This is a genomic window from Pseudomonadota bacterium (genome assembly GCA_030859565.1).
In the GTDB taxonomy this organism is placed as follows: domain Bacteria; phylum Pseudomonadota; class Gammaproteobacteria; order JACCXJ01; family JACCXJ01; genus USCg-Taylor.
Map to the genome: position 1 here is coordinate 1 of JALZJW010000046.1, position 26,152 is coordinate 26,152.

Consider the following 26,152-nt stretch of genomic DNA (forward strand, 5'->3'; position numbering starts at 1 on the left):
CACGAATCAATACACTCTGTCCATGCCCTCAAGCATACTTGCTTTTCGATAAAATCAAGTGTGAAAGATTCGGTATGGGGAATAACTAAGAGAAAAAAAGGCGCTTGACAAAGCTATGACAGGGCGGGAAGGATGAAAGCATGAAGAGCTCAGCGGTGAAGCTGATTGATCCGCGACTGGAAATGAGATGCCTGCGATCCCGGTCGCGGATCTAGAAAGAGTAGCGAAAGCAACGCGACGAGTTCAGCGCGAAATACAAGCTGCAATTCCTGGCTCAGGTGGATAGCTTCGCTACCGCACGTGATCGAGACGCGGTTTGTTGGTGACGGGCGCGCTAAAAACTCCCTCGAGTGCATTCCTTGGCATTGTGGAGTTCCCAATCAAGCGGTTATATGATGACCGCCGTGATTATACACCAATCCGTTGATTGGGTTAGACACCTATGAGTGTCGAATTCTAGCTAGGCTTAAAAAAAGCACAAAGCACTAGGGTTTTCTAGGTCGATAAAGTTGATTTTGTATTATGATGAAAGAGCAACCTAGCATAACTGCTTGGAATGAACTGCTCGAACTGTATAAAAGGTTTTATAGCGAGGAAGACACTTGGGTGTTTAGGGGACAGCCAGGTGGTTGGCCGTTAAAAACGAGTCTTGAGAGAGCTTGTAATGGCTGTAAGTTAGAGCCGGATAAGGTTCTTGCCCTGGAGAAAAGGCTCATCCGGGAGTTTGCTCGGCGGTTCCATTTCTATAGTCCGATGTATTCTCCCATACTTGATGATAACTTAGAGTGGCTTGCGCTGATGCAACACTACGGTGCTCCTACACGCCTTTTAGATTGGACTTACTCTTTTTACGTGGCAGCTTATTTTGCGTTCGAGAAGACCGGCGAGACGGGTAAACACGTGATATGGGCGTTAAATCATGACTGGGTAGTAACACAAACTCGTGACCTTTTGGAAAAAGTTGACCTAGTAGAAGTATTGCGGATGTACGTAGATAACCGAGAGTCTAGTGCAGAAGCATTTTCTCAACTATTTATGAGGGATACACCTATTCCATTTGTATATCCAGTCAATCCTTTCAAACTTAATGAGAGGCTGACTATCCAGAAGGGGCTTTTTCTCTGTCCAGGGGATATCTCGAAGTCATTTATTGAAAACCTAAGCGCCCTTGGCAACCTTAGCGCGAATCTAATTAGAATCGAAATAGACAAACGAATTAGATCTGAAGCCTTGGTCTATCTTGATCGTGTGAACATGACTAGCGCCTCACTGTTTCCTGGACTCGACGGATTGGCTAGATCGCTGTGGACACAGGTGCCGTTATTAAGCTCAGTCCGGCTAAAGCTTGAGGAGCACGAGGGATAGATGGTCGAATACGCCGCGATTGGGCAGTTCGCAGTCAGTGGGAAGGCGTCTTTGCTTGTATTTGAATCGCCTAAGAAAGCACGGGGTCAGGTCTTAAACACGCATGTCGCCTCCGCAGCTTTTAGAACGTGAGATGAGCATGGATAGGGTCACAGACTTAGGCGCATCGCGACGGCGCTAAGCGCGCGGCAACCCCGGAGCAAGTTGTCTAACGTCGAGTGTCCGGCGCTGCACGCCGTCCAACTGTCGTTGGAGCGGCACTGCGGCGCTACGCTTGCGGCTTCGCCCCTATGACCGGTCGATAGACTTCGTCTTTCTCCCTCGTCAAGGGACACCGCTTAACTCGCGCTCCGTTGTGCGCCATCCAGTCTGTAACAAATGGCTAGAGAAAACGTAACGATCGGCGCCGTGACCTTCAAGTTCAAGAAGGGTGCGAAGCAATTCTTCAGGGAAATGCTCGCGCGGTATCGGAATAGCCAGAATATTAACGACGAGGATGCTGAGCATCTGCATAATCTGCTAGAGCGTCACCCAGAAGCGCCGGAGAAAATCGGTTGCGGGGTAAAGCGCTTTTTTAAAGCGCAGACCGATAAAGGTACTAGCTGCTTTTGGCTGGAGCGAGAGGACGGAAGCCGCACCGACTTTTCTTATATCACTTGCGTAGATTCAAAAAGAAAGTCGCTATATCAGGAATTCGCAGAGGCCTGTAGAGAGGCGGTGCAAGAGGAATTACAGAGGGCCAAAAAGCACCACTTCGAAGCGCATAGAGATAGCGAAGGTAAAGTGGCGTGTGACGTTACTGGCGAGAAAGTGGCGTCATACGAATCGCATCTTGACCACAAAAAGCCAATGACGTTTCAAGTTATTGTGCGAACGTTTGTTGCTGGCAACCAGATTGATATTAAACCGGAGATGCTATCCATAGCAGGCGATGCCCAGTGCGTAACGACATTCGTCGATAAGGACATTGAGAACAAATTTCGAGATTATCATCGTAGTGTTGCAGATTTACGAATTGTCAAATCGATAGCTAACCTTAGCCTAGGCGGCTCGGAAAGAATAAGGAAGTCAAAGAATCCCGTAGAATTCGAGCCCAAGAATGGCACATAACAAACCTTTCGAGCCGACGCCGGTGACAGCGCACTATTCTGTTACCCAAGCAAGCCTGGATAAAGCGAAGGGGAATCCAGGGAATTGATAACCGCGACAGCAATTCAAGAAATGTAGGGTGGGTTCGGCATGCTGTTTATGCCGCAACCCACCGAGTCGCCCGCGCAGCGGGCGTCCTTTTTCAAGCCGTACTTCCAAGGTGTCGGCCTGCGGCCGACGGGTTGGCGGGTTACGCCGTAAACAGCGCGGCTAACCCACCCTACAAATAAGCAAGCGAGGTAGGACCATGTATCATCGAACCGCCGTGTACGTGATCCGTATGCCCGGTGGTTTAGGGCGGGGCCGCGAGGCCTCCCCCTATCCTGATTGGGCAACGATTAGCACGAAGAGTAGACTATCGGTCGGATAGATACGAATCACCGAACCCAATATGCAAGCGCGACTTACGATGGTGTACTGGCGTGGGGATCACTTCTTTCTCGGGAAGTTACTGGAACATCCAGAAATTATGACGCAAGGCGAAACACTCGAAGAGCTTGAAGAAAACCTCAAAGATGCGTACCTCGCAATGGTGCTCGACGATGTACCGGATCACTATAAAACTAAAGAACTTGCTTTGTGAAGCGCACGGAGCTTATCCGGCAGCTGAAGCAGCAAAGTTGCCGACTTCACAGGCACGGTACTCGGCATGATATTTACATCAATCCTACAACTGGGTTCCTCGTCACGGTGAGATTGATAATGGCCCTTGCCAAGCACATCAAGAAATACCTCGGCCTTACATCATAATGCATTCCGTTGCCCAACAAACTGCTCAAGCGTCAACTCCCGCACCAGAAAAAACGCCAAACCAGTGACCGCAAGTCCCTGGACCACGGTGATGAGCAAAGGCGCATAGAGCCGCCAGCCGGCGCAGCGCCAGCGGCGGACCCAGGCGAGTCGGCGGATGGGCCTGCCTGGTCGCGAGTCTTGCGCATAGGAGAGCCGCGCTTTATGGTACCTCTGAGTAACCCGCAATGTGCATTAGTTGAACCCGCAAACGGCTCCACCCTAAGCTCGCTTCAAATCCACGCGACTGACTTTTATGAGCCGGTGTCCCACCATATCAACAGCCGCTTGTGCCTGCTCCAAAGGGATGTAACCGATCAGTGGCTCGTAAGCGCCGTCTTGAGGGTGCATGTCGATAAATAACACCTCCGTTAGTACCGGGCGAAAACGCTCCATCCGTAGCAGAACCGGCCCACAGATCATGCCGCGAATGACGTTTTGGTCAGCGGTCTCTATGTCGACGGTATCAAGCTCAGTCAGCGTACCCAAGCGGTCACGCCAGGCGTTAGGCAACGTCAGATAGGCAGCTCCGGTATCGACCAATGCATCGCAACGGATTTTGTGGCTCGGATCGAGGGCATTTTCCAGCGTCGTTTCGACAACGATTCGGCCCATGTGGATGACTCCTGAAAAGTGGGAGCGAGGTATATTCACGGAAGGGGAAAAGAACTATCAATAAATCGTATCATATGATTGTAGTGCCGCTAGATCAGAGGCCAATTGTGAGGCTCAATGTTGCCCGCGAAGCGCTCGCTCCTGCATGCAGGGGTTCGTTCGCATTTGGGCAGGATGCGTTTCACCTATTCCGCGGGTAACGCCTTCGGGACCCTATGCGTCTCGATCTGGCCGCACCCCGGCTGTAAACCGGCCCACGATGCGGGTAAGCGGATGCCGACGACGGCGCCTGTCGGCATGAGCTTTCCCCGCGCCGGCAACGCGCCCGTGCCTGCGGTGAGATAAGCAACCAGATCTTCCAAGCCCGGGTTGTGGCCCACCAGCAATAGCCGTTGAATTTTCTCCGGACAACGCGCAAGGACGTTCAGTAAGGTCGCGACCTCTGCGGCGTAGATCTTGGGATCCCAATGAATCTGCCCCTTCTTGATAGCGAGCGCCTCGCAGACCAGGAGGCAGGTCTGGCGCGCGCGTAGGGCTGGTGAGCTCACGACCCGGTCAGGGATCAACGCTTGCTCGCGCAGCCAGCGCCCCATGCGCGGTGCGTCGCGCTCCCCGCGCTTCGCTAAGGGGCGGTCAAAGTCCGATCCGGGACCGCGGTCCCAATCGGATTTCGCATGCCGCATCACCAGCAAGCGCCGCGCCGCACCCGCCGCCGTCATCGCACGCGCGCCTCGCCATGCCACGGCTCGGCCTCTTCGCGCTCGCTAGCATCCACGCTGTTCACCCACTGGTCCCGATAGTCAAGGTAATTGTAGCGCTTCTTGAGTACGATCCTGCCCGTGCTTTCCTTGGCATAGATCGCTGGGAGATTGATCCCGTTGAAGCGCGAAGCCTTGACCAGGCTATAGGCGCCGATCCCGTCGAACGTCAGCCGATCGCCCACCCCGAGCGGCTCGCTGAATTCGTAGTCCCCGAAGAGGTCGCCCGCGAGGCAGCTCGAGCCGGCGATGAGGTACCGATACCGCCCGCCGCGTACCGCTTCCCGCAAGGCCGGGCTCGTCTGGTATTCGAACACTTCCGGCAGATGCGCGACCGTGGTGTCCAAGACAGCTACTTGGCGGCCTTCGCTCGCGAACACATCGACCACGCTGGCGATGAGACAGGCCGCTTCCCCGACCACCGCCTTACCGGGCTCAAACAACACTTCCAACCCATAGCGCCGTTGCAAACCTCCCACGATGCGCGCCAATTCCTCGACCGCTTGCGGCCGGTCGACATAATAACCGCCGCCGAGATTGATCCACTCGAGCCTCGCGAGCCATGCGCCTAGCACTTCCTCGACCCTTGCGAGCGTGGCGGCGAGCGGGCTGAGATCACGCGCCGCGTGCATGGTGTGGAAGTGGACACCGCTGAGCCCGGCAAGATCGCCACCGCCCGCGTCCAAAGCGCTCCTGACGGCGCCCAGCGCGGCGCCGAGTTTGGAATGCGGCCGGCAGGGGTCATAGCGCGGATCGCCGAGATGCGAGACACCGGGATTGATGCGCAATCCGCAGCGCCCGCCCGCGGGCCGCCCGCGCTTGCGGCAGCGCTGCCATTGGGCGAGGGAATTAAAACTTAAATAGTCGCAGCGCCGGGTGATCTCCGAAAACTCGTCCGCTCTCAACCCTGGGGTCGTGATGTGAATCACGCCCTTATCGCCGAGCACCTCGCGCGCTAACCTGGCCTCGAACAAGGAGCTCACGGAGAATCCGTCGAGCAGCGGCCGCAGGCACTCGAGAATATCGACGAACGGTAAGGCTTTGATGGAGAATAAGAGCTTGAAGCCTTTCTCCTCGCGGAGGAGCGCGAGCCAAGACAACGCCCGGCGCAGCGCCGCTTTGTCGTAGACGAAGGCGGGGGTAAGGATAGAGACACTCATGAAACCGAGGACCCGTGTGGTAAGACGCTCATATTACGCGCGCTGGAAAACGCGAACTAAGGAAGCTCTGCAAGAGTGTCGCGAGCAAGCCCAGATGCGCGAAGCCGCGGAGCGAGTCGCGAGACATATCAGGTAGATAGGCGAGCGACGAGCGAGCACGCGACAAAGCAGATGGGCTGCGCAGCAACTCTTGCAGAGCTTCCCTAAAAGATAACACAACACGAGGGACCGTGCGCCGTTGAGCGGCGGCACGCTCGCGACCCATCAACACTCGTGAATGACGGAGAACCCAATGCCCGAGAGCCCGCTTGACGATAACGCGCGGCCCGCCCCCATCGCGGTGAGCGCCGCATTCAAGACCCTCAGCCTGACCGCGATCGCCCGCGTCAATCACGGCGAGGAGGTCCGAGTCCGGCCGATCATGGATGGGACTCAAGACCTATTCGAGAAAACCTTGCGGCTTTTGGATCAACACCAGATGCCGGCCGAAGATCCGGCGAGCGCCGAGGCGCCGGCGCCGGACCGTTTCATACCGGCACACCAAGACCTTCGAAAACGCTTCCTTTTCGCCGAAGCCGTCGGCGGTTATGCGACGCTCAGCGATCTCATCGACTCCTACTCGCCGGGCTACAAATTTTATGACCAATACGACAAGAACGGCGCGGATGCGACCCTGACCCCCGCCACGGTTCGGACCTTGGAGAGCTACTTCGCGCGCATGAGCGACGCGCTCGCGCATGCTCACGATTATCTCCATAAACACGCCGCGCAGGATTTTGACCACGCGGAGATCGGCGAGCTGCACGAGATCATGACCCGCTCCCGCGCGCGCGCGCGCAAAGTATCCGCCATTCTGGGCCATCATCTAATGCAAGAGATCGAGCGCGCGGTGCGGATGTTAAACGCGATCTGTGAGAAGATCCGCACGGTCGAGAAGGGGATCAACGGCATCTTTCTGGTGGAAAGCGAGATCATGTTTGTGCCGGCGACCGATCTCATCGAATGCATCAATAACATTTTTAAGGGCGTGGGTAACCCCTACCTCACGAGCAAGATCGACGGGCTGCTGTTGCTCGCGGCCAGAAACCTGATGATCGAGGTGGTTTCGTTTTATTCCTACTACGGCAAGGAACAAATCTATTATAGCTATAAGAAAAGCGGCGGCAGGCTCGGTAACTCCACGATCAGCCGTCTCATCCGCAAGGAGATGAAGACCGTGTTCGAGGCCTGCAAGGAGAAAAACAAACTGGTATTAATCCGCGTGATGAAGGGCGCCGAGCGCAGCTTCGAGCTGTCGATCGAGGCCATCCAGCGCGAGGCGGAGCGCACCGCCGTTCAAGCCGTGCGAGCGATCCTGCCCGCACCCGCACCGCCCGGCCCGCCGGCACCGAAACGCGGTTGGCTGCAAACCGTGCTGGCACGCTTATTCGGCCGCTGACCGGCCCCGCGCCTCGCCATAGGAGCATTCCGGTCCGACGCAGCGCCATGCCAGCCCTGTCGATCAAGAACCTCCATAAGACCTACAAAAACGGTTTTCAAGCCTTAAAAGGGATCAATCTTGAGGTAGAAAGCGGTGATTTTTTTGCCTTGCTTGGCCCGAACGGCGCGGGCAAGTCGACGACCATCGGAATCATCACCGGCCTGGTCACCAAGTCCGGCGGATCGGTGAGCATCTACGGGCACGACATCGAGCATGAGATCGAGGCGGCCAAGACGCACATCGGACTCGTGCCCCAAGAGATCAATTTCTCCCAGTTCGAACCGGTCATCGATATCGTCGTCAACCAAGCCGGCTACTATGGCCTGGAACGCACCCTGGCTAAACAACGCGCCGCAAAGTACTTGAAGGCGCTCGGGCTGTGGGAGAAACGCAATGAGCGCTCGCGTACCCTGTCGGGGGGCATGAAGCGGCGGCTGATGATCGCCCGGGCGCTGGTGCACGAACCCAAGCTGCTTATCCTCGATGAACCGACGGCGGGCGTGGACATAGAGCTGCGGCGTTCGATGTGGGAATTTCTGCGCGCAACCAATCTTGACGGCACGACGATTATCTTGACCACTCACTATCTGGAGGAAGCCGAGCGCCTGTGCCGCAGAATCGCCATCATCGACCAGGGGGAAATCATAGAAAATACGTCGATGAAGTGCCTGGTGGCGCAGCTCGACATGGAGACCTTCATCCTGGACATTCGCCAGCATCTCACCGAGCCTCCCCTCGTCGATGGCTACCATTTGCGCTCGGTCGATGAGACCACGCTCGAGGTCGATGTCAGCAAGGCCTTGGGTATCAATGAGCTGTTTCGCGGACTCTCCGAACAGGGGGTCGAGGTTGTCAGCATGCGCAACAAGGCCAACCGGCTCGAAGAGCTCTTCATACGCTTACTCGACAAGTCAGGTAATAATGCCCATGCTTAGCGGCACGGCGCGGCGCTATGCCATCGCCTATCAGACCATCGTCATCAAAGAGGTGGCGCGGTTTCTGCGGATTTGGGTGCAAACGATACTGCCCGCGGCCATCACCATGACCCTGTATTTTCTTATTTTCGGGAACCTCATCGGTCCGCGCATCGGCGAGATGGAAGGCTTTCGCTATGTGCAATACATCGCGCCCGGAATCATCATGATGGCGGTCATTACGAATTCCTACGCCAACGTCGTATCGTCGTTCTTCGGCTCCAAGTTTCAAAAGCATATCGAGGAGATGCTGGTCGCACCCATCCCGAACTGGATCATCATAGCCGGATTCATCACCGGTGGCGTCGCGCGCGGATTATGCGTCGGTGTCGTAGTCACGGCCGTCGCACTCTTCTTTACCGATCTCCAAGTTCATTCCCTCACCGTGATGGCCTCCACGATCCTGCTCACCGCCATGCTGTTTTCGTTGGGCGGGCTCATTAACGGGCTGTTCGCGCGTAACTTCGACGACACCTCGATTATACCCACCTTCGTGCTCACGCCGCTCACCTATCTCGGCGGGGTCTTCTATTCCATCAAGCTCCTGCCCGAAACGTGGCAGATAGTCTCCTTCGGGAATCCGATTCTCTATATGGTCAACGCCTTCCGCTATGGGGTGCTGGGCGTGTCCGACATTCCCTTGCCCGCCGCTTATGGAGTGATCCTCCTTTTCATCGCGGCGCTCTGGTTGCTGAGCTTGCGTTTGTTCAATCAGGGGACCGGGATAAAGACCTGATGGTGCTACATGCGCGCGCTCCGACTACGTCTCCACAAGACCGGCCCCATAGATATTCCTTGGGCCATCCATACCGATCCGGACGCTAGCCGCAAACGCGAGATGGCGCGGCGAAAGTATGCTGGATGGCGAACGCCGATGCGTGTCCTGCGGCGCGCCCTGCTCGCCCTGTGCCTAATCCCGGCGCTCCTCGTGCTGTGCTTGCGCTGGTTCGATCCGTGGGTGACGAGCTTCATGCTGCGCGATCTCACGCTGGCCCTCCTTGAAGGGCGTGAGGATCATGCTTTTCGCTACCGCTGGGCCGATTGGGAGAAGATTTCTCCGCATGCAAAGCTCGCCGTGGTGGCTTCCGAGGATCAGAAGTTTCCTCGGCACTTCGGTTTCGATCTCGATGCCATCGCCCAGGTCTGGCGCGGTAACCGGGACAGTGGCCGCTTGCGCGGGGCGAGCACCATCTCCCAGCAACTCGCGAAGAATCTGTTTCTCTGGCCCGGGAGAAGTTATCTGCGCAAAGGCCTCGAGGCCTATCTCACGATATTAATCGAAGCACTCTTACCCAAGCGCCGGATCCTGGAAGTGTATCTCAACGTGGTTCAGTTCGGGGACGGTGTCTTCGGGATCCGGGCCGCGAGCGAGACGTACTTCGGCAAACCACCTGCTAAGCTGTCCGCGCGTGAGGCCGCGCTCCTTGCGGCGGTGTTGCCGAATCCCGAGCGCTACCGCGCCGCCCCGCGCCCCTCGCCGCATGTTCAGGCGCGCCAAGCGTGGATCTTAAGGCAGATGACGCGCCTCGGCGGGAACACATACCTGGCGCGGTTGTAAGGGCCGACCTGAAAACTCACGCGCGATCGCGTTTACGCTGGCTGGTTCAGCGCATTGGCCCAGGCAACGCTTTCGAGATAGATCTGCCCGATTTGGTAGACCTTGAGGTTCTGGTAGGCCACTTGATCCAGGTTCCAGCTCTCGTAATTAACGGCGCAATCGAGCGCCTGCCCGGCATCGCCTGTCCTGTAGACGAGGGCATTCGTAATTTCCTCGGAAAGCGGTAAATCATGCGCGATTTGCTCAAGCGGGGCATCCAACATCTCATCTAACAGGGACAGCAAGCCCACCAGGAAATACTGTTCCGAGGGTTTGCCGCATTGCAGCGCCAGAAGCTCGCACATCTTGGCGCGAATTAACGCGATGAAGGTCAATTCGTCGGGTGAATAGGGCGCCGTAGTCAAGGAAAGCAGGTCGGTCCAACGGCGGATGTCCGCGGCACCGAGGCGGGTAAGCGCCTGCCGGATCGAGTCGATGTCGCGGCGCGTGTCATGCGACGCCGCGTTCGCGTAGCGTAACAGCTTATAGCTCAGGGCCACGTCCAAAGACACGGCTTGGGAAAGCGCGTCGATATCGAGGGCCGGCGCTTTGAGCGCGGCGAGCACCTGGACGATGGCCCGATGATGGGTTTCCAGGCGGCGGCCCCGCATGATCTTGGGCCGATCAAAGTGAAACCCTTGAAAGTACTCGCAGCCGAGATCACGGTATAAGGTGTACTGTTCATCCGACTCGACCTTTTCGGCAAGCAATTTGGCCCGATAGGGCCGGAGCAGCTTGACCAGATCCGCGATCTCCTGAGGGGATTGCTGTAGAATATCGATCTTGATGATGTCCGCCACCTCGATGAGCGGCCGCCACATCTCCGCAAAGACGAAATCGTCCAGGGCGATGTGGTAGCCTTGGCGCGCCAGATTCTGGACGGCCATCACCACCGGTGTGTCGATACGGACGGTTTCCAGGACCTCCACGACGACCCGGTCCTTGGGTAACAACAACGGCACGCCATCGATCAAGTTGCGGCGCGCAAAGTTGATAAAGGCACGATGCGGCCCAACCAACCGATCGAGCCCCTGCTCAAGCAATGCATCGACGACCACCTGGTTGCTGACGAGGGCGCCCACCATGGTGTCGGCCGGATCGACGGTGACATCGCGAACCAGGAGCTCATAGCCGAACACCCGTAAATCACGATCGAAGATCTGCTGGCGGCCTATTACGAAATCCGGCATGGGTCGGTGTCTACATCAAGGATAATGCGTCAGGATCAGGGCGTTAGCATTCTTGTCATCGGGGGCGCATTCCGGGAATGCTATCCTCGCACAAGGCTCGCACTCGCGCCACAATTTCGGATCCCGGCACGGTTTATTTGATCCGCATCAATGCTTTATCTAGATTTCGTATTAAACTTTTGGTAGTTTTACGAGATTTACAGCATTAACCAGGAGGCGGCCATGCCCGGGGGAGAACACATGCAAAATCGAATTATCGCCGGTGCAATAATAGGGGCGCTCGCGCTCGCCGGTTGTGCCGGTATGACAGAGACTCAGCGAGGGACAGCAACCGGAGCCGGGATCGGTGCGGCCGCCGGTGCAGCGATTGGAGCACTGGCAGGCGGCGGTAAGGGTGCGGCGATCGGGGCCGGGGCCGGCGCCGCGGCCGGCGCCGGCGGCGGTTATCTCTGGTCCAAACGCATGGAGGAACAGAGGCTAGCCATGGAGGCAGCCACTCAAGGCACGGGCGTGGAGGTGACCCAGACAGCTAATAACGAACTCAAGATCGAGATCCCGAGTGACATCTCTTTTGATGTGAACAAAGCAGACATCCGGTCGGCGTTACGGCCGGTGCTCGATAGATTCGCCCAAACGCTGGAAGCGAACCCGGCCACGACGGTCCGCATCATCGGCCACACGGATAGTACCGGTACCAATGCGATCAATGACGCACTTTCGGTGCAACGCGCCGCCAGCGCCCGCGATTATATTACCGCACGTGGCGTGACGATGAACCGGATCGCGATCGACGGGCGTGGCTCGCATGAACCGCTGGAAGATAACACCACCCCGGCCGGACGCGCCACGAACCGGCGGGTGGAAATTTTCGTTGCGGAATCTATGCCGGCCACTCCGCAACCGGCGCCGCGCTATTAGCATGAAATGATTAGGCGCCCGTCCATGGCCGCCCGCCACCAGCTCATCAGCACGCGTGGCGTTTAACCCAAGACCGGACGGCCTATCAAGGAGACGACCATGCCCGTGGCAAAGCTAAAAGATTTCCTAGATCAAAATCAGGTGAAATACGTCACCATCGCTCATTCGCGCGCGTTTACGGCCCAAGAGATCGCCCAATCGGCGCATATTCCCGGAAACGAGTTAGCCAAAGCCGTCATGGTGAGAACCGACAACCGTTTGGCCATGGCGGTTCTGCCGGCGTCGTACCAGATCGACTTTGACCGCCTGCGGCAAGGCGCGGGGGCCTCCAGCGTGGAGCTCGCGAACGAGAAGGACTTCCAAGATAAATTTCCGGGCTGTGAGTTCGGCGCCATGCCGCCGTTCGGAAATCTCTACGCCATGGACGTCTATGTGTCGCGGCGGCTCACCGAGGATCGGTACATCGCCTTTAGCGCCGGCTCCCATACCGAGCTGATTAGGCTTTCGTACGCGGACTATGAGCGCTTGGTTCGCCCCAAAGTCATCGACTTTTAGGGAAGCTCTGCAAAAGTTACTGCGCAGCCCATCTGCTTTGGCGCGTGCTCGCTCGTCGCTCGCCTATCTACCTGATATGTCTCGCGACTCGCTCCGCGGCTTCGCGCATCTGGGCTTGCTCGCGACACTTTTGCAGAGCTTCCTTAGCACCCGCGCCGCGCCTCGCAAAGCGCAGGCTAAGTGCATGATCCAAGCGGCAACACGATCCCTATGAAAATCAGCAGGATGATGATCCACTCGAGGACTTCCATCCGGACCGCCGCCAGGCGATCGGCCATCTTCTCGTAAATGCTCTCGAGCGTATCCAGCTTGCGCAGAATACTCGAATCCCATTCGGCCAGATGGAAGCGTTGGGACACCAGGCGGTAAACGCGCGCGAGATATTGGTCGCCTAAAAGCTTCAACGCGTTATTTACGCCTTCGAATAAGATCGCCCCGTCCACCTGCAGTTGCCCGATGTGCTCGAGATCGGTGCTGGGCCTCAAGACCTTGATATAGCGTTTGTAGGACCGGGCGAGGCTGTCATAAGCACGACCCAAAGCCTGATCGAGGCGCGCGTCCAGATAGCGCATCTCCACCAGCTCGACGTTGGCAAATTCCAGCACCGCCCGGACGTCATCCCCATTGGCATCGAAAATTATGGAGGCGTGCCAATCGATGATCGCCAGGTCGCCTGGGCCGAAGGAGATGCGATGGGAAATCGCGTCGCTGACCTCTTCTTCGGATAACTCACCTCGTTCGGCGCGCAGGATCTGAGCGAGTTGCTGGGCGCGAGATAAATAAAAACTTTCTACGTCGACGGGCTCGCCGAAGGACTCGATTTCGAAAATCACATAATCTTCCACAAATTCTGCAATGCTCTGGCGATCGACCGCCGCGCCAATGACCTGGAGCAGCCGCTCGACCCGGCGCCGCGCGTCGGCCAATAGCTCGGCGTTGTCATAAAGGGTTTCGCTGAGATCGAGCAAGAAGTCGAAGGGCCCGATGAGCGGGATGCTGTAGGCAACCGAAACGGCGCCGAAATCGTACAAGACCAGATCCACATTGGAACGCGTCTCGATGGCTCCGAGGATAAGCGGCGCCGTCTCCTCGGAGACCCGCAGCGGTGCCGGTTGATAATCAAAATACCGCGGCGCCCTGCGCTTGTGCCGGAGCGCCGCGCGCTCCGTGGCGACGATGCGCTGGGTACGATCGAGATCGATGGCGACCGCCACATCGAAGGCGAATAAGGCATAGCAACTACCGCTCTTTATCTCCATGCGGTTAACCGAAGCGATTGGCGCGGAGGCGCGGGCGTACTTAAAACCCGCGCGCCGTAAGGTACTGCTCGATATCTTCCCGTGCGAAGCCAAGCTTGCGCGCCACTCTGTCCGCATGGCTGACTTTGGAGATCCCATCGATGAGGCGGTAGGTGGGAGCTTCGTGGCTAAAATCGACCTGCCGGTACAGTCCGATCCGATCCTTGCGAAAACGCTCGACCAACTCGTGGTTATGGGTGATAAGGATCGTCGTATTCCCGATGCGCCGGAAGCCGTTCAAGATCGCATGCGAGATCGTGAGCTTTTCCTCGTAGGTCGTCCCCTCGGCCATCTCATCGAGGATCACGAACGAGCGCGGCGTGGTGGCGAGGAAGATCTCCTTGGTGCGCTGTAATTCCGTCCCGAAGCGGCCCTCGAGATCGGCGAGCGAGCCCGTTTCCGGAGTTTGATAATAGATGCGATCGGCGACCGCCATCTCGGCGTCCGCCGCCGGCACATAACACCCGATCTGCGCCAAGATCTGCACCTGGGCGAGGGTCTTGCAAAAGGCCGTCTTGCCGCCGCTGTTCGGGCCCGTGACGAAACCCAAACGCGCCGCGCCGAGGTCGATATCGTTGGCGACGTAGGCCGGATTGCTTTTGGCCAAGACCGGATTTCTTACCTGCTCAAGGGCCAAGCTATGGCGGCCCGCATCGAGGATCCGCGGCAATACCATGGTGCTCCCGAAGCCGCTGAAATATTGATGGAAGGCGAGCAACTCGTCGATCGCGCCCAAGGCGCCCAGGGTGTTTCGCGTCTCCTCGGCCTCGCGGTAGCGATCTCGCAGCGGATAAATGAAGCTATCGCGATCGAAGCCACCCACGGCCGGCACGTAAAACGCGAGCAAGGGCAGCAGCACAACCATGAGCACCGGATTGGCCGGCGTCGCGATGTAAGCGGCCAGCCAGGGGCTGGTCAGCATAAAATACCCAATGGCAGCCGCCCCCAGCAGCAGCGGTTTAAACAGCGATGGCCGAAAGCGGATCGCCGGTGAATAGCGGCTTTTCTCGCGGCCGAGCTTCAGCCCACGCTCGGTGAGGTACACCGGACCGCACATCAACGCATGTGCAGCGGTCGCCTCGTATCCGCGGATCGCTTCTACCCGTGCCGCAAGGTAGGGGCTTTCGGGCGTCGGCAGATGCCGCGCGTCGGCGGCGAGCTCAAGCATAAAGCGCGTGCCGTGCTTGTAGGCCGCATAGCCGTAACCTTCGTACTCCATCTTGTTGGGTGTGGCCCCCAGAAACCCCATGAAGCTACCGAAGAGTAACTCATAAAAAGCCTGCTCGCGGATCGCGGCGGCTCTGACAAACTGCTGCAGCCGCCCGCGTAGCGCGGCGTTCGATTCGAGCTCGCGCAACGCCTCGTGTTTGGAACGGATCGCCTCCGTTGAGACCGAAGGGTAGGCTAGAGAATGATACAGAGTGGACTGCCCGGCGCGGGTATGGCAGCCGTTGATGGCATCGAAGATCCGATCCACCTCTAAGATCCGGAAGCTTGCGGCATCGAGCACCCCCGGGCGGACGCCGCTAAGCGCACGAACCGAGCTTGCGACATCGCGGTTTCGCGCAATGCTCTCGTAGAAATCTCTTACGGCTTCACTCATAGTCCGTCCCCGAAAGTCAATTTAGATTTCGCCACCACGGGGTATGCAACCCCGTGGGGCGACCAAAGGGGAGAGCTGCGCCTCTCCCCTTTGGGAATCCCATCGCTAAGGTCCCCGCGGCAAGACCGCGGGGAATAGATTTTATCGATGGGTATTGTAAGCCAGCGGGTTGACTAAATCGAAAGGTACGCCCTCGCGGTCAAAACGATTGCAAAACCGCGTGAGATGAGAATAATAACGCGGCCATGAGCGCGGATATCCTCATCGACGTGCAACACCTTTACCGCTACTACGGCGAGGTCTGCGCCGTCAATGACGTGAGCTTTTCGGTCCGCCGCGGCGAGGTATTGGGTTTACTCGGTCCCAATGGCGCGGGTAAAACCAGTACCATGCAGATGATCAGTGGGACCCTGGCCCCAAGCGCCGGCGCCATCACGGTCGGCGGTATCGACATCCTCGAATCACCCAAGGCGGCCAAAGCCAATCTCGGCTATCTTCCCGAGCATCCCCCCTTGTACCGGGACATGAGAGTCGATGAATACCTTTTTTATTGCGCGCGGCTGCATAGGATCCACCGCCATCAATGCGGCGCCGTGCTCGCCAAAATCAAGTCGCGCTGCGGCTTAGGGGACGCCGGACGGCGGCTCATCGGCAACCTGTCGAAGGGCTACCAGCAACGCGTCGGAATCGCGCAGGCGATTTTGCACGCGCCCGCGGTGGTGATTCTCGATGAACCGACGGTCGGGCTCGACCCCATCCAAATCCGAGAGATCCGGGATCTCATCGGCGAGTTACGCGGCGATCACAGCGTCATCCTCTCGACCCATATTCTTCCCGAGGTGCAAGCCGTCTGCGACCGGGTGCTGATCATTCACCAAGGCCGCCTGGTGCTGGACGATTCCGTGGAGCGCCTGACGCGTCGACAGCCGGTGACCGGGCTTCGCATTGCCCTGCGGCAACCGCCCGATGTAGCGCAGCTGCAAGCCATCGCGGGCGTCGACCAAGTTGAGCGATTGGACTCCAACCGCTTTGTCCTGCGACATCCGCCGGATCGCAATCCCGCGGATGGCGTGGTCGATCTGGCGGTGCAGCGGCGCTGGGGCTTATTCGAGCTTGTTCCCGAAACCCGTTCGCTGGAAGAGACCTTCGTGCAACTGACCGCCGGTGAGAGACTGGCAGGAGGGGAGCAGCCGCTGGAGGAGGCGTTCCCATGATCGCCGTCATCGCCGATCGCGAGTTCCGCGCACTTTTCGGATCGCCTTTGGCATGGGCGATCCTTGCCGTGGTCCAGGTGCTCCTAGCCTACGTTTTTCTAACGCGCATCCAGCTCTTCGTGGAATTTCAGCCGCGTCTTTTGGGCCTGGAACGCTCTCCCGGACTGACCGATATTGTCGTCGCCCCTCTCTTCGGCAGCGCCGGCATCGTGCTCCTCCTGGTCGCGCCCATGCTCACCATGCGCATGATCGCCGAGGAACGGCGTAACGGGACCTTGCAACTCCTCTACGCCGCCCCGGTCTCCATGCTTGAGATCGTGCTAGGGAAATTCCTCGGACTCATGGCCTTTTTCCTGGTGACGCTCTTGATGATCGCCGCCATGCCGCTGTCGCTGCTCCTGGGCGGCGGCCTCGACCTCGGACAGTTCGCTGCGGGACTTTTAGGCCTCGGTTTGCTCTTGGCGGCGTTTGTCGCCGTGGGACTGTTCCTGTCCTCCGTGACGGACCATCCCACCGTCGCGGGGATTGCGAGCTTCGGCGCGCTCTTGCTCCTTTGGATCATCGAGTGGCCCGCCGGATCCGAGGAAGGCACGGGCCTTTTTGCCTACTTATCCATGGTGCGTCACTTTCAATCCTTGCTCAAGGGGGTGTTCAATTCGGTGGACGTGTTTTATTTTCTACTCTTGATCGCCGTGTTCCTGATTCTCACCGTGTGGCGGCTGGACGCGGACCGGCTGCAACACTAGGGTGCGGGACGTCTAAGGATGCTGATCTCCGCCAAGACCCGCCGTCATCTCCGCATCAACAGTACGCTTTTCGCCGCGTTCCTCATCGGGATAGCCGGCATGCTCGCGTGGCTCAGCACCCGCTATGGCATCACGGCCGATTGGACTAGCACCGGCCGCCATACCCTGTCGGAAGCCAGCGCGGCTCTGCTGAAACGATTGGATAAACCGGTGGAAATAACAGCCTATGCCCGCCCCGATCCCGCGCTCCGCGATCTGATCCAGGGCCTCGTGGACCGTTACCGCCGCGTTCAGCCGAATATTACGCTGCGCTTTGTGAACCCCGATACCGCCCCTGATGAGCTGCGCGAGCTCGGCATCCGCGTGGACGGAGAGCTCGTGGTCCGCTATGGCGGCCGTGGCGAACAGGTTCAGGAACATAGCGAAGAACAGTTGAGCAACGCGTTGCAGCGGCTGCTGCGCACCGGGGAACGCTGGATCGTGTTCCTCGAAGGACACGGCGAGCGCGATCCCCAAGGCGATGCCAACCACGATCTATCGCAATGGGCGCAACGTTTGACTGGCCGGGGGCTTAAGGTGCAAGGGATCAACCTCGGCGCAAAGGCGGTTATCCCCGACAACACCTCCGTGCTGGTGATCGCCAGCCCGCAGGTCCGGTTCCTGCCCGGCGAGGTCGATCTCGTCCTGCGTTACCTCGACAGGGGCGGTAATCTGCTCTGGCTGGCCGAGCCCGGCTCGCTCCAGGGCCTCGAACGCCTTGCCGAGGCGCTTGGCCTGGTTCTGGAACGCGGTACGATCGTGGACCCCGCCACAGCGCTTTTCGGCATCGATCATCCCGCCATGGCGCCGGTGACGAACTACGGCCCCGAGATCCCCGTCGCGGGGTCCCGGTTTATCACGGTATTTCCCTACGCCCGCGCCATCAAGCTAAATCCCAAGAAGGGCTGGCGGGGCGCGCCCATCTTGAGCGTGGGATCGCAAACCTGGGCCGAGACAGGCAAGCTCGAAGGCGAGATTGCTTACGATCAAGGCAAGGATCTGCAAGGGCCGCTCGATATCGGCGTGCGCCTGACTCGTGAGCGGCCGGCGCGGGACAAGAGCGCGGGAACACCACGCACGGCAGCGGATAAAAACGCCGATAAAGCCGGTGAGCAGCGCGTAATCGTGGTCGGTGACGGCGATTTTCTATCCAACAGTTATCTCGGGAACAGCGGCAACCTCGACCTCGGCCTCAGAATCATCAACTGGCTCGCCACGGATGATATTCTCGTCGATGTACCCGCCCACCGCAGCGTGGATACCAAGCTCGACCTCACCGATACCGAAACCGCGATCATCGGCTTCGGATTCCTGTTCCTGATACCGGCCTTGCTCGGGGGCATCGGGTTCTACGTGTGGTTGCGGCGCCGGCGCGCATAGCGATGAGTGTCATAGGCGCGCGGCTGCGCCTCAATGCCATCCTGCTGGCGGTACTCTCAGTGCTTGTGTTCGTCGTGATCTCGGAACCGGGCAAGCAAGAGGAAGCGCCCCGGCCGACGATCAGCTCCATCGCGCCGAAAAGCGTGAACAGCATCCGCATCGCCCGTCCCGGCGGGGAAAACGTTGAACTTCACAAAGAAGGCGGGCACTGGTTGTTAAAACAACCCTTCTCGGTGCGCGCCGATGAACCGCGGGTCCAGGCTCTACTCGACTTTCTGGAAGACGAGAGTCAAGACGCGTTCCCGGCCAAGGATCATGATCTCAAGCGCTTCGGCCTCGCAGAACCGGCGATACGCTTGCAAGTCGACGACTCGCTCTTTACCTTCGGCGACGCGAATCCCTTGAGCGGCCGGCGCTACGTGCTTCACGAGGATACGATTCACCTCGCCGCCGACACGATCTACCCGGCCTTAACGGTCTCGGCGGAGGAGCTCGCGACTCCGCGTCTCCTCCAAGAGGGGACCGAACCGGTCAAATTGACCTTGCCGAAATACGTGCTTTCACGCGGCGCCAAGGGCCACTGGAAATTATCGCCGCCCGACCCGCGGATTAGCTCCGCTGCGCTGCAAAAGCTGGTAGATGAATGGCGGTACGCTCAGGCTCTTGCCGTGCGCCGAAAGCAGGAAAGAACATCGCAAGGGACGATAAGGATCGAGTTTCGGGCGGGGACACCGGTCCAGTTTGAGATCCTTGCGAAAAACCCTGAATTCATCTTGGCGCGTTCCGATCTCGAGTTGGAGTACGCAATGCCCGCCGAGACGGGTCAGCGTCTGCTCGAACCTCAAAAGGCTACCAAGCCGCCCGCGGCGGCGAAGAGTACACCCGCGTCGCCCGAAAAGCCGCTAACCCCCCGACAATAGCGGCGTCGCGGCGTGCGCCGCCAAGCCCGGACCAATAGGACTGGATCCGCTTAAGCCGCCGCTTGACCCAAATGATCGGCGAACACCACGCGATCGCGGCCTTCCCGCTTTGCCTGAGAAAGCGCGTGCTCCGCGAGCTTCAGCAATTCGTCCGGGTGCGAATCTATCTCGGGGACACGCGTAGCGACGCCGAGGCTTACGGTCACGTGAGGCGCGACAGGTGAATGGGCATGGGGTATGTCGAGGTGCGCTATCGCGGCGCGGATCGACTCCGCCAGGCTTATTCCGCCCATCTGGTTGATCTCGGGAAGAATCAGCGCGAACTCGGTTTCCCCATAACGTGCGACTAGATCACCGGCACGTTTGCCCTCGGTGTAGAGTTTCTCGGCCACACGACGCAGGCACTCATTGCCGGCCGCGGATCCGTATTCGACGTTGAAGCTTTTAAAACTGTCAATATCGACCAAAACCAAGGAGACGGCTCTTCCGCTACGCTTGGCGCGTTGCCATTCCACCGGAAATACCTCGTCGAATCGGCAGCGGTCCGCGATCGCGATACCCGTCAAACTGTCCATCTGCGTCATAGCGTTATCCTACAGAGCGTTGCGGAGTCCTTGACCATCGTAGCGATGGCAATCAAGATGTTCGTGGACTCGACTCCGTTCCTCGTTACACGTTGCGATGTAGTAATTCTAATACACCAAGGCAATCTTTATACCTAGCCAAGGGATCCTCGAGTCCGCGGTGCAGGACGGGGAGTCTGCTTAACGCTATCATGCCGGCCGCGCGGGCTAGCGCGTTAGCGTAGAATCCACACGAAATCCTCGCGCCGAATCCATGCCCGAGCTCCCGGAAGTCGAAACCACGTTGCGCGGGATCACACCGTATCTTCTCGGCAACACCGTGGCCGCCGTGCTGGTGCGCGACGGGCGCTTGCGCTGGCCCGTCGCGCCGGAGTTGCGGCGTGAGCTGCCCGGCCGATCGGTGGCCGGGGTGCGGCGGCGCGGCAAGTATCTTCTCATCAGTTTTGAGCATGGGCATGTCATCCTTCACCTAGGCATGTCCGGCAGCTTGCGAATACTCCCCAGCGATACGCCACCGGAGAAACATGATCACGTCGATCTTGTATTAATTGACGCGCTTTGCTTGCGGCTGCGCGATCCGCGCCGCTTCGGCGCCGTACTCTGGACCCGTGAACCGGCGTTAACCCATCCGTTGCTGGCGAAATTGGGACCGGAGCCCTGGGATGTCCACGGTGATTATCTCCATCAACGGGCGCAAGGGCGGCGGCAAGCGGTTAAATCCTTTATTATGAACAGTAAAACGGTGGTAGGCGTGGGGAATATCTACGCCAACGAGTCACTGTTCGCGGCTGGTATTCATCCGGCCCGGCCGGCGCGTAGCGTCTCGCGGCTACGTTATGCGCGCCTCGCCAGCAGCATCCGCCGCGTGTTGGATGACGCCATCGACGCGGGCGGCACGACCTTGCGCGACTTCGTCGACAGCCGTGGGCGGCCCGGATACTTTGCTCAAAACCTCGAGGTTTACGATCGCGGCGGCCTTGTCTGCCACCACTGCGGCGCGCGCGTAAGGCATAAGCGGATCGGTCAGCGCTCGGCGTATTTCTGTATCATGTGCCAGCGCTAGACCTGGTCAGTGTTGGACGCTGTTTGACAACGCCTCGAAAGCAAAGCCGTTGAATCGTCTGATTGCGCTCGATTGGCTGCGAGGGTTGGTCATGGTGCTCATGGCCTTGGATCACGCCTCGATCTTCTATAATCCAGGACGGCTGGCGCTGGATTCGGCAGCGACCTATATAGCGGGTGTACCCCTACCGCCGGAGCAGTTTCTAACGCGGTGGCTAACGCATCTGTGTGCGCCGACGTTCGTTTTCCTTGCAGGCACGGTACTCGCCCTGAGGATCGATCAACGCGTGGCCCGCGCAGATCCGCCGCAAGATATCGACCGGGACCTATTGATCCGCGGCGCGGTGGTTGCTTCCTTCGACCTCGTGTTCGCCCCCCTCATTGGGGGCAAATGGGTGTTGCAAGTCATGTTCGCCATCGGGGCGAGCATGGTGCTGATGGTCGCCCTACGCCGTGTGGGTGATGCTTGGCTCTTGCTGCTCGCGCTGGGGTGGTTTGTTGGCGGAGAATTGCTTGCTACCCACTTTTTTTGGGTGCCGGGCCAACGCGACCCACCGGTCGGGCTCGCCGTCCTCATGGCGGTGTACTACAGTCCGCATCTCGTCATCCTCTATCCCGTACTGCCTTGGCTCGCGGTCATGCTGAGCGGATGGGTATTTGGGCGTTACCTGTCGAAGAAGGGCGCAAGTCCACAAAACTACCCGGTGAGGTTACTAGCCTTGCTGGGGGTCGGGCTGGTTTGGATATATATCGTGGTCCGCGCGGCCAATGGTTATGGCAACATGGGGCTGTTACGCGGCGATGAGGGCTGGGTGCAATGGCTACATGTCAGCAAGTACCCGCCAAGCCTGAGCTTTATAACGATGGAACTTGGTTTAATGGCCTTGATATGCGCGGCGCTAATGGTTCTAGAAGGCTACATCAAGCCGAGCCGCAACAATCTCCTGGTCGTCTTTGGCCAGACACCGCTGTTCTTCTACTTTCTACATTTCTCGCTCCTAGCGTTATCAGCGGGCGTACTCGGGGTCGGGGGTGCGGGTGGACTCGCGTGGGCCTATGGTGCAGCGGGCATTGTCCTTACGGTTCTGTATCCCTTCTGTCGTTGGTATCGAAACTACAAGTTCGCGCATCCTCAATCCCTAACGCGTTATTTCTAGCGGATGCTCTGTCTAGTGCGAGTGTAGGTGCTGCCGGCCGGCAACCCGAGTGGCCTTACGCACCAGCGGATCCTTCTCCTTGTCGCCGAAATCGGCGAAGTCGACCCGGCGATACCCGGCGAGCGTTTCTGTCTTGCTGCGCGGTACGGGCGCAGCGTCGACAGGCCAGGTCCCGATCAAGCGTGTGACGATCCGACGGCTCTGATCACGGCGTTCGATTAATAACGGAAGCGAGATCGAAACTAACCAGTGCACTTCCGTCGAGACGCCCTCGAGCGCGCCGCGAAAGACCTTGACCAAACCAGTTTTTGCCTTGCGCGAGCTTATTTCCTTGAGGTCTGTTCCGAGTGCCTGGGGATCGATAAGGGATTGCAGATGACGCCACGACAGCTGATTGTGCATGGCAGCGAGATCGCCGGGGTAATAGTCGACCACGGCTCGGTCGTCGGGGAAGACCTGCTCCTTGGAGATACGTCCCTTGCTATCCCTCGACCAGATTTCGCTGAACACGCCGCCCACCGTGCGGGTTTCGACCCGCTGGTCAGCGCGCCACAGATACCAGCGCAACGGCGCGTGGCCCTGTGCCGTGGTCTGATCTCCCTCGGCAAGCCCCTGCGTCTCGTATAGCGCGGCGAGTGGCGGGAACGCTCTCGCCGGCGCCGCGGCCGGGTCATGATCATGGCTCTCGCGGGTGCCGGTCGCCTCTATCTCCCTCGGAACCCCCTGCAGGGTTGCGGACAACACGATCAAGAGCCATCCAGTCGTTATTTTGAGTCGATCCATGTGAATCCCGTGGTAGCGATAGCGCCTATTCAAAAGCATGGGAAGGCGTCCCTGCCTTCCCGGCTGACTGGCGTAGCCACCCGATGAGCACAACTTATGACGTTGAGCCCGCTTAGAAGCGGAAGGCTTCCTTCATCACGTGATAGATCCAGTTCTGTTCCATGACGCCGCGCACGAGGTGCGCTTTGGGACCGCTGGCGTAGATCGCCACATCCTCACCCGAATGCGTTTCCGAAGAGAGCGGTACCGTCGATTCCGGCATGAAGCCCGGTACCGTGGTGTCGACGCTGGTCATGTCGGGCCGCAATGCGCCGTTGGTGAAGGACGCCGGATCGTGCGGGAATGTCTTGAGGCCGGCAGGCTGGAGATCGGACGCACCGGTGTACCCGGGGCCGTTGGCATAGCTCAGCGTGGTGTAAGGCAGACCGAGCGCATCGCTTTGGAGTTCCGTCGGATCGCCGTCTACGTTCGGCACCTCAGCTACTTTACCGAGGATCGGGTTGCCGCGATGGGGGTAGCCGGCGATCGTGAACACATGACTGTGGTCGGCGGTCACGATGATGAGCGTCTTGTCGGGATCGGTCATCTCGTAAGCTTTTTGGATTGCCTTCGCGAACTCGATGGTGTCGGTGAGGGCCCGATAAGGGTTACCAGCGTGGTGTGCGTGGTCGATGCGCCCGCTCTCCACGTGCAGGTAGAAGCCCCGCTTGTTATTCTTAAGCATCTGGATCGCCTTCGCGGTCATCTCGGACAGCGAGGGCTCACCCCCCGTGTCGCTCGCACGGTCATGCTCGTATTCCACATGCGAGCGTTCGAACAACCCGAGCAAGTAGCTGGTCGCCGCTGGATCCGCCGCGTCGAAGCCTGCCTGGTCATAGACAAACTTGGCGCCGGTGCCGCGCGTGCTCACCCACTCGGCGGTCAGGTCGCGGCCATCCTTGCGGCGACCCATGTTGGTGCCGCCGTCTTCCGGATCGACCAGGGTGTCCGGTTGAAAATAGGACCGACCGCCGCCCAGGGCAACCTTCAGGCTGTCCTTGACTGCGTTCGGCAGCTCGATGAGTTGGCGGGCGATATCTTTCACCATGCAGGAACCAGCGGGCAATCCGTTCGTTTCCTCATGCGAGCGGATCTCGCTGTCACTCTCCCAGTCACGCACCGCCGTGTGCGCGTAGTTCGCGGCCGGGGTCGCATGCGTCAGCCGCGCGGTCGTGACCACGCCGGTGTGTTTACCGGCATGGGCAGCCTGCTCGAGGATCGTCTCTAGCGACTTCGAGGCGATCACTCCCGGATCGCACTCATAGCGTGCCGTGGTGTGGTCGACCGCGAGCATGCTCTCGCGCGCCTTGTAGCCGGTGACCATGGCGGTGCTCGTCGGTGCAGAATCGGGGGTCTGCTGGTCCCAAGAATAAACCTTGGACAGCGCGACATAGGGCAACTTCTCGAAGAACAAGCTATGCTCCTCACCGGGCTTACCCATCTGCTGCCCTTCCAAGATGCGGGCAGCCGTCACGGTAGAGACTCCCATGCCATCACCGACAAAGAAGATCACATTCTTGGCCCGGTGCCTTATCGGGAAAAGCTTTTTTGCGTTCTCTATGTACTCCTGGCCGGCATCGAACCAGTCGGATACCGATTCGGGTCCTTGTACCGCGGGCTCGGCCCCGATCGCCACGGGAGCCGCCACCGTTGTAGCGAGGGTGAAGAAAGCGCTGCGTACGGCCAGATTCGGGTGTTTGTGTTTCATCAACTCACTCCTTTGTCTCTTAAAGGAACTGCGCATTACGGACACGCCAACCGTACCAGCCTTTTGTGACGCGCTCATTACGTTTTAGTGAACATGAGGAGAGTGGGCCCAAACGAGATGGGTGTAGGTCGCAAACTGATCAATGGAGGCGACGGCGCCGTAGTGCTACGACGTTGTCCGGTGGGGTAACGTCCGTATGGTAGGTTTGGTCGCCTGACCGCGCTACGACGTCAGCGGTTCACCCACGGCGTCGCCTCGTAGACGAGGAGCTGGGCCTGGTTGTCAGTCTCGGTCATGAAGTAGACGCGCATCGAGCGATTGCCGACCGGCTCGGCCCAGAACGCATTGTGCGACAGCGCCAGCCCGGGGTTGGGACCACTGCCCTCGTCGACGAATCCATTGACCGGGACCTGATGCGCAGGCCGCGCGCGGCGGAGGTCGACGAGATCGAGGCCGCCGAACGCGATCGAACCGAACGGCGTGCTGTAGCCGCCCACGCCGCCACAGAGCATGTACTCGACGCCTTGGTAGTGGCAGTCCTGGTAGTCGATGTAGGCCTCCGTTCGGCACCCAGTGCGATTGCTCGACCTGCAAAGCGCCGCGCTTCGGCCCCTTGAGCCTCCATGTGTAGAGACGCGCGAGCCCCAGCTGACACCGTGCATCGTGCCGCCGTGCACGTTGTGCACGATGCCGCCGATGTGGTCGTCTTCTCCGAACACCGGCTCGGCCTCGAGCGAATCCGGATCGACTCGATACACCTGGCTCCGGCTATTGGGCCGATACTCGGCCACGGGCACCCAGATGTGCTCGCCATCGTAGTCGATGCCGCCAGGGTGGTAGATGGCGCCGTCGGTGAGCTCCACCTGGCCGAGCAAGCGGCCGTCGGCGTCGAACTTGAACAGCCAGCCGCGCCCGCGGCCCTCGGAGCGGTCGATGGAGAAGTCGTACAGAGCGTCCGTCTCGGTGCCGTTGCGCACCGTGGCCTCGAGCACCTCGACGGACGACACGAAGAACGTGCCGTCGATCTTTACCATCCCTTGGGTGTGGAACGTGGTCCATCCCCGCATGT

The 26,152-nt window shown here is 59.1% G+C and carries 25 protein-coding genes; 15 read left to right on the forward strand and 10 right to left on the reverse strand.

The window, feature by feature from the left end; genetic code table 11:
* The first annotated feature begins 522 nt into the window (after window positions 1-522).
* The 3 genes from M3436_08770 (at window position 523) to M3436_08780 (ending at window position 3,097) form a co-directional block, all read left to right on the forward strand.
* Window positions 523-1,365, forward strand: coding sequence for an FRG domain-containing protein (locus M3436_08770; protein MDQ3564213.1), 843 nt, complete (start codon window positions 523-525; stop codon window positions 1,363-1,365).
* Window positions 1,366-1,773: 408 nt separating this feature from the next.
* Window positions 1,774-2,475, forward strand: coding sequence for a DCL family protein (locus M3436_08775; protein ID MDQ3564214.1), 702 nt, complete (start codon window positions 1,774-1,776; stop codon window positions 2,473-2,475).
* Between the two features lie 430 nt (window positions 2,476-2,905).
* Entirely contained in the window at window positions 2,906-3,097 is a 192-nt protein-coding gene (locus tag M3436_08780) for a type II toxin-antitoxin system HicB family antitoxin (protein ID MDQ3564215.1), read from the forward strand.
* 428 nt (window positions 3,098-3,525) lie between these two features.
* On the opposite strand, the gene M3436_08785 is transcribed toward M3436_08780, so the two are convergent.
* The 3 genes from M3436_08785 to M3436_08795 form a co-directional block, all read right to left on the reverse strand.
* Window positions 3,526-3,918 carry a hypothetical protein gene (locus tag M3436_08785; GenBank protein ID MDQ3564216.1) on the reverse strand — a complete coding sequence of 131 codons (393 nt, stop codon included), beginning with the start codon at window positions 3,916-3,918 and terminating at the stop codon, window positions 3,526-3,528.
* 185 nt (window positions 3,919-4,103) lie between these two features.
* Window positions 4,104-4,637, reverse strand: a complete 534-nt coding sequence (locus tag M3436_08790) for a histidine phosphatase family protein (protein MDQ3564217.1) — start codon at window positions 4,635-4,637, stop codon at window positions 4,104-4,106.
* Window positions 4,634-5,836: a carboxynorspermidine decarboxylase gene (locus M3436_08795; protein ID MDQ3564218.1), complete on the reverse strand. Its 1,203-nt coding sequence runs from the start codon at window positions 5,834-5,836 to the stop codon at window positions 4,634-4,636. The genes M3436_08790 and M3436_08795 overlap by 4 nt, the downstream gene beginning before the upstream one ends.
* 292 nt (window positions 5,837-6,128) lie before the next feature.
* Between M3436_08795 and M3436_08800 the strand changes: the two genes are divergently transcribed.
* From M3436_08800 to mtgA, 4 genes are read left to right on the forward strand one after another with little or no spacing between them, the layout of a single operon-like run.
* On the forward strand, window positions 6,129-7,274 hold the full coding sequence (locus tag M3436_08800; protein ID MDQ3564219.1) for a hypothetical protein: 1,146 nt from the start codon (window positions 6,129-6,131) through the stop codon (window positions 7,272-7,274).
* Window positions 7,275-7,321: 47 nt separating this feature from the next.
* The gene (locus tag M3436_08805) at window positions 7,322-8,251 is read left to right on the forward strand and encodes an ABC transporter ATP-binding protein (GenBank protein ID MDQ3564220.1); all 930 of its coding nucleotides are present in this window, start codon (window positions 7,322-7,324) and stop codon (window positions 8,249-8,251) included.
* Complete coding sequence (locus M3436_08810; GenBank protein ID MDQ3564221.1) at window positions 8,244-9,026, forward strand: ABC transporter permease; 783 nt, start codon at window positions 8,244-8,246, stop codon at window positions 9,024-9,026. The genes M3436_08805 and M3436_08810 overlap by 8 nt, the downstream gene beginning before the upstream one ends.
* A gap of 9 nt (window positions 9,027-9,035) precedes the next feature.
* On the forward strand, window positions 9,036-9,848 hold the full coding sequence (gene mtgA / locus M3436_08815) for a monofunctional biosynthetic peptidoglycan transglycosylase (GenBank protein ID MDQ3564222.1): 813 nt from the start codon (window positions 9,036-9,038) through the stop codon (window positions 9,846-9,848).
* Between the two features lie 32 nt (window positions 9,849-9,880).
* Here the strand turns inward: mtgA and M3436_08820 are convergent, their stop codons facing one another.
* On the reverse strand, window positions 9,881-11,077 hold the full coding sequence (locus tag M3436_08820) for an HDOD domain-containing protein (GenBank protein MDQ3564223.1): 1,197 nt from the start codon (window positions 11,075-11,077) through the stop codon (window positions 9,881-9,883).
* A 240-nt stretch (window positions 11,078-11,317) separates the two neighbouring features.
* Between M3436_08820 and M3436_08825 the strand changes: the two genes are divergently transcribed.
* Complete coding sequence (locus M3436_08825; protein MDQ3564224.1) at window positions 11,318-11,995, forward strand: OmpA family protein; 678 nt, start codon at window positions 11,318-11,320, stop codon at window positions 11,993-11,995.
* 99 nt (window positions 11,996-12,094) lie between these two features.
* Window positions 12,095-12,550, forward strand: coding sequence for a YbaK/EbsC family protein (locus M3436_08830; GenBank protein ID MDQ3564225.1), 456 nt, complete (start codon window positions 12,095-12,097; stop codon window positions 12,548-12,550).
* 176 nt (window positions 12,551-12,726) lie between these two features.
* Here the strand turns inward: M3436_08830 and M3436_08835 are convergent, their stop codons facing one another.
* Both M3436_08835 and M3436_08840 read right to left on the reverse strand, forming a co-directional pair.
* A complete protein-coding gene (locus M3436_08835; protein MDQ3564226.1) occupies window positions 12,727-13,809 on the reverse strand; it encodes a hypothetical protein in 1,083 nt (360 codons plus the stop codon).
* A gap of 40 nt (window positions 13,810-13,849) precedes the next feature.
* Window positions 13,850-15,451 (reverse strand): DNA mismatch repair protein MutS, encoded by a 1,602-nt coding sequence (locus tag M3436_08840; GenBank protein ID MDQ3564227.1) that lies wholly within the window; start codon window positions 15,449-15,451, stop codon window positions 13,850-13,852.
* 245 nt (window positions 15,452-15,696) lie between these two features.
* Here M3436_08840 and M3436_08845 point away from each other — a divergent pair, with 245 nt between their 5' ends.
* The 4 genes from M3436_08845 to M3436_08860 are packed head-to-tail and all read left to right on the forward strand — an operon-like array spanning window position 15,697 to window position 19,750.
* A complete protein-coding gene (locus tag M3436_08845; GenBank protein MDQ3564228.1) occupies window positions 15,697-16,665 on the forward strand; it encodes an ABC transporter ATP-binding protein in 969 nt (322 codons plus the stop codon).
* Complete coding sequence (locus tag M3436_08850; GenBank protein ID MDQ3564229.1) at window positions 16,662-17,411, forward strand: ABC transporter permease; 750 nt, start codon at window positions 16,662-16,664, stop codon at window positions 17,409-17,411. Before M3436_08845 ends, M3436_08850 begins: the two co-directional genes overlap by 4 nt.
* A gap of 18 nt (window positions 17,412-17,429) precedes the next feature.
* Window positions 17,430-18,830: a GldG family protein gene (locus tag M3436_08855; GenBank protein ID MDQ3564230.1), complete on the forward strand. Its 1,401-nt coding sequence runs from the start codon at window positions 17,430-17,432 to the stop codon at window positions 18,828-18,830.
* Between the two features lie 2 nt (window positions 18,831-18,832).
* Window positions 18,833-19,750 (forward strand): DUF4340 domain-containing protein, encoded by a 918-nt coding sequence (locus M3436_08860; GenBank protein MDQ3564231.1) that lies wholly within the window; start codon window positions 18,833-18,835, stop codon window positions 19,748-19,750.
* Window positions 19,751-19,800: 50 nt separating this feature from the next.
* Here M3436_08860 and M3436_08865 read toward each other — a convergent pair whose 3' ends face one another.
* Window positions 19,801-20,334 (reverse strand): GGDEF domain-containing protein, encoded by a 534-nt coding sequence (locus M3436_08865; protein MDQ3564232.1) that lies wholly within the window; start codon window positions 20,332-20,334, stop codon window positions 19,801-19,803.
* 253 nt (window positions 20,335-20,587) lie between these two features.
* Here M3436_08865 and mutM point away from each other — a divergent pair, with 253 nt between their 5' ends.
* Together mutM and M3436_08875 are read left to right on the forward strand one after the other, a co-directional pair.
* Window positions 20,588-21,397, forward strand: coding sequence for a bifunctional DNA-formamidopyrimidine glycosylase/DNA-(apurinic or apyrimidinic site) lyase (gene mutM, locus M3436_08870; GenBank protein MDQ3564233.1), 810 nt, complete (start codon window positions 20,588-20,590; stop codon window positions 21,395-21,397).
* A gap of 49 nt (window positions 21,398-21,446) precedes the next feature.
* Window positions 21,447-22,553, forward strand: coding sequence for a heparan-alpha-glucosaminide N-acetyltransferase domain-containing protein (locus tag M3436_08875; protein MDQ3564234.1), 1,107 nt, complete (start codon window positions 21,447-21,449; stop codon window positions 22,551-22,553).
* Between the two features lie 12 nt (window positions 22,554-22,565).
* Here the strand turns inward: M3436_08875 and M3436_08880 are convergent, their stop codons facing one another.
* The 3 genes from M3436_08880 to M3436_08890 all read right to left on the reverse strand — a co-directional run.
* The gene (locus M3436_08880; protein ID MDQ3564235.1) at window positions 22,566-23,336 is read right to left on the reverse strand and encodes a hypothetical protein; all 771 of its coding nucleotides are present in this window, start codon (window positions 23,334-23,336) and stop codon (window positions 22,566-22,568) included.
* A 112-nt stretch (window positions 23,337-23,448) separates the two neighbouring features.
* A complete protein-coding gene (locus M3436_08885; GenBank protein ID MDQ3564236.1) occupies window positions 23,449-25,083 on the reverse strand; it encodes an alkaline phosphatase in 1,635 nt (544 codons plus the stop codon).
* A gap of 230 nt (window positions 25,084-25,313) precedes the next feature.
* Window positions 25,314-26,152, reverse strand: an 839-nt coding sequence (locus tag M3436_08890) for a DUF6454 family protein (GenBank protein ID MDQ3564237.1), incomplete at its 5' end; no start/stop codon positions are given.

Coding starts and splice junctions, on each gene's coding strand:
- M3436_08805 (MDQ3564220.1), top strand. CDS start 7,322: ATGCCAGCCCTGTCGATCAAGAACCTCCATAAGACCTACAAAAACGGT.
- M3436_08880 (MDQ3564235.1), bottom strand. CDS start 23,336: ATGGATCGACTCAAAATAACGACTGGATGGCTCTTGATCGTGTTGTCC.
- M3436_08860 (MDQ3564231.1), top strand. CDS start 18,833: ATGAGTGTCATAGGCGCGCGGCTGCGCCTCAATGCCATCCTGCTGGCG.
- M3436_08780 (MDQ3564215.1), top strand. CDS start 2,906: ATGCAAGCGCGACTTACGATGGTGTACTGGCGTGGGGATCACTTCTTT.
- M3436_08840 (MDQ3564227.1), bottom strand. CDS start 15,451: ATGAGTGAAGCCGTAAGAGATTTCTACGAGAGCATTGCGCGAAACCGC.
- M3436_08825 (MDQ3564224.1), top strand. CDS start 11,318: ATGCAAAATCGAATTATCGCCGGTGCAATAATAGGGGCGCTCGCGCTC.
- M3436_08835 (MDQ3564226.1), bottom strand. CDS start 13,809: ATGGAGATAAAGAGCGGTAGTTGCTATGCCTTATTCGCCTTCGATGTG.
- M3436_08820 (MDQ3564223.1), bottom strand. CDS start 11,077: ATGCCGGATTTCGTAATAGGCCGCCAGCAGATCTTCGATCGTGATTTA.
- M3436_08885 (MDQ3564236.1), bottom strand. CDS start 25,083: ATGAAACACAAACACCCGAATCTGGCCGTACGCAGCGCTTTCTTCACC.
- M3436_08785 (MDQ3564216.1), bottom strand. CDS start 3,918: ATGGGCCGAATCGTTGTCGAAACGACGCTGGAAAATGCCCTCGATCCG.
- M3436_08795 (MDQ3564218.1), bottom strand. CDS start 5,836: ATGAGTGTCTCTATCCTTACCCCCGCCTTCGTCTACGACAAAGCGGCG.
- M3436_08855 (MDQ3564230.1), top strand. CDS start 17,430: ATGCTGATCTCCGCCAAGACCCGCCGTCATCTCCGCATCAACAGTACG.
- mutM (MDQ3564233.1), top strand. CDS start 20,588: ATGCCCGAGCTCCCGGAAGTCGAAACCACGTTGCGCGGGATCACACCG.
- M3436_08830 (MDQ3564225.1), top strand. CDS start 12,095: ATGCCCGTGGCAAAGCTAAAAGATTTCCTAGATCAAAATCAGGTGAAA.
- M3436_08770 (MDQ3564213.1), top strand. CDS start 523: ATGATGAAAGAGCAACCTAGCATAACTGCTTGGAATGAACTGCTCGAA.
- M3436_08845 (MDQ3564228.1), top strand. CDS start 15,697: ATGAGCGCGGATATCCTCATCGACGTGCAACACCTTTACCGCTACTAC.
- M3436_08810 (MDQ3564221.1), top strand. CDS start 8,244: ATGCTTAGCGGCACGGCGCGGCGCTATGCCATCGCCTATCAGACCATC.
- M3436_08800 (MDQ3564219.1), top strand. CDS start 6,129: ATGCCCGAGAGCCCGCTTGACGATAACGCGCGGCCCGCCCCCATCGCG.
- M3436_08850 (MDQ3564229.1), top strand. CDS start 16,662: ATGATCGCCGTCATCGCCGATCGCGAGTTCCGCGCACTTTTCGGATCG.
- mtgA (MDQ3564222.1), top strand. CDS start 9,036: ATGCGCGCGCTCCGACTACGTCTCCACAAGACCGGCCCCATAGATATT.
- M3436_08865 (MDQ3564232.1), bottom strand. CDS start 20,334: ATGACGCAGATGGACAGTTTGACGGGTATCGCGATCGCGGACCGCTGC.
- M3436_08790 (MDQ3564217.1), bottom strand. CDS start 4,637: ATGACGGCGGCGGGTGCGGCGCGGCGCTTGCTGGTGATGCGGCATGCG.